Annotated in this window: 2 protein-coding genes; both read left to right on the top strand. The window is 42.3% G+C overall.

The window, feature by feature from the left end; genetic code table 11:
* The first annotated feature begins 283 nt into the window (after window positions 1-283).
* Window positions 284-1,156 (top strand): DegV family protein, encoded by an 873-nt coding sequence (locus AC075L_RS17815; RefSeq protein WP_118409365.1) that lies wholly within the window; start codon window positions 284-286, stop codon window positions 1,154-1,156.
* 24 nt (window positions 1,157-1,180) lie between these two features.
* Window positions 1,181-2,197, top strand: a 1,017-nt coding sequence (argS, locus tag AC075L_RS17810) for an arginine--tRNA ligase domain-containing protein (protein ID WP_476387984.1), incomplete at its 3' end; no start/stop codon positions are given.

Raw genomic sequence — 2,197 nt, 5'->3', positions numbered from 1 at the left:
ATGGGGATTGATGAATTATCTGTATCACCTACATTTGTTCTGCCGGTACGTAAGATCGTAAGGGAACTGGGCTGATTCTGGCATAAATATCGCAAAAGAATAGAAACAGGCAGTCAAAATTCCGCATGGGTCAATCTATGCGGAATTTTTTTGCAATAAATTAGCGGTTCCTGATTGTGATACATAAAAAAATATGATAAACTGAACATAGTCTGTAATTTTATGAAAAGATGATTGATACATAAAAAATCTGAAGTGGATCAGAAGCAAAGGAGATATGAATATGGGAAAAATTGCCATTGTCACAGACAGTAACAGCGGCATAACACAGGACCAGGCAAGAGAACTTGGAATCAGCGTAATTCCAATGCCTTTTTATATTAACGAGAAGCTTTATCTTGAAGGAATCACTCTTTCACAGGAAGAGTTTTATGAGAGACTTAAGAATGATGAGGCTATTTCTACTTCACAGCCGGGGCCGGCAGATGTATGCGGACTCTGGAATACATTACTGGAAAAGTATGATGAAGTAGTGCATATTCCAATGTCAAGCGGACTGAGTGCATCCTGCGATACAGCAATGGGACTGGCTCAGGAATATGACGGAAGAGTACATGTAGTAGACAATCAGAGAATTTCTGTTACGCAGAGACAATCTGTACTGGATGCCCTCACATTAAGAGATGCGGGCAGAAATGCGACACAGATCAAACAGGTTCTGGAAGAGCAGAAGCTGGATTCCAGTATCTATATTACTCTGGAAACTCTGAAATACCTTAAGAAAGGCGGAAGGATTACTCCTGCAGCAGCAGCAATCGGAACAGTTCTGAACCTGAAACCTGTGCTTCAGATCCAGGGTGAGAAGCTGGATGCATATTCCAAAACAAGAGGCAAGAAGCAGGCAAAACGTGTCATGCTCAAGGCTATGCAGAATGACTTGGAGAACCGCTTCGCAGAATACGTAAAACGTGGCGAAATGTGCCTGCAGTCTGCTTATACAGGAAATCAGGAGGAAGCAGAGGAATTTAAGAAAGAAATTGCCGAAGTATTCCCCGGAATTGAGATTGTGCAGAATCCGTTATCATTAAGTGTTGCATGCCATATCGGACATGGTGCTATTGCAGTTGCATGTTCAAGAAAAGTGGTAGTAGAATAAAACAATCTGAGGAGTTAGGAAAGAATGAAGAAACTTATGGAACAGATGGCGGAAGAACTTTCCGCAGCATTTGAAAAATCCGGATACGACCCATCCTACGGAAAAGTAACCGTATCCAACAGACCGGATCTTTGCGAATTTCAGTGCAACGGTGCTATGGCAGGAGCCAAAGCATACAAGAAGGCACCGTTTATGATCGCTGATGATGTAGTAGCATACTTAAAAGACAGCCAGGTTTTCTCCATGGCAGAAGTCGTAAAACCGGGATTTATCAATTTAAAAGTAAAAGGTGAATTCCTTGCAGATTACTTAAAGGAAATGGCAGCAGATGAGAAACTTTCCGTATCTGCAGCAAAAGAGCCGAAGACGATCATCATTGACTACGGTGGACCAAACGTTGCAAAACCTCTTCATGTAGGACACCTTCGTTCTGCAATCATCGGAGAAAGTATTAAGAGAATCGGTCGCTTTGTAGGACATAAAGTGATCGGTGATGTTCATCTGGGAGACTGGGGTCTTCAGATGGGGCTGATCATTACAGAACTGAAACACAGAAAACCGGAGCTGGTTTATTTTGATGATTCTTACACAGGAGAGTATCCGGAGGAAGCACCATTTACGATCAGCGAGTTGGAAGAGATCTATCCATGTGCAAGCGGCAAGTCCAAAGAGGATGAAGCGTACAGAAACGAAGCTCTGGAAGCAACTCATCTTCTTCAGCAGGGCAAACCGGGATACATGGCTCTCTGGAACCATATTATGAACGTATCCGTTACAGACCTGAAGCGCAACTATGACAAATTAAATGTGTCTTTTGATCTCTGGAAAAAGGAATCCGATGCACAGCCATATATTCCTGGAATGGTTGAGGAGATGAAAGAAAAAGGATTCGCTTATGTAGACCAGGGTGCACTTGTAGTAGATGTAAAAGAAGAGAACGACACAAAAGAGATTCCTCCATGTATGCTTCTGAAATCAGACGGAGCTTCTCTTTATACAACTACAGACCTTGCAACAATCGTAGAGCGAATGAAATTATTT

Source organism: Blautia sp. ZXY-1-B12 (assembly GCF_056339915.1).
The sequence above is the reverse complement of the archived record's forward strand: the minus strand, read 5'-3'. Positions and strand labels throughout refer to the sequence as shown.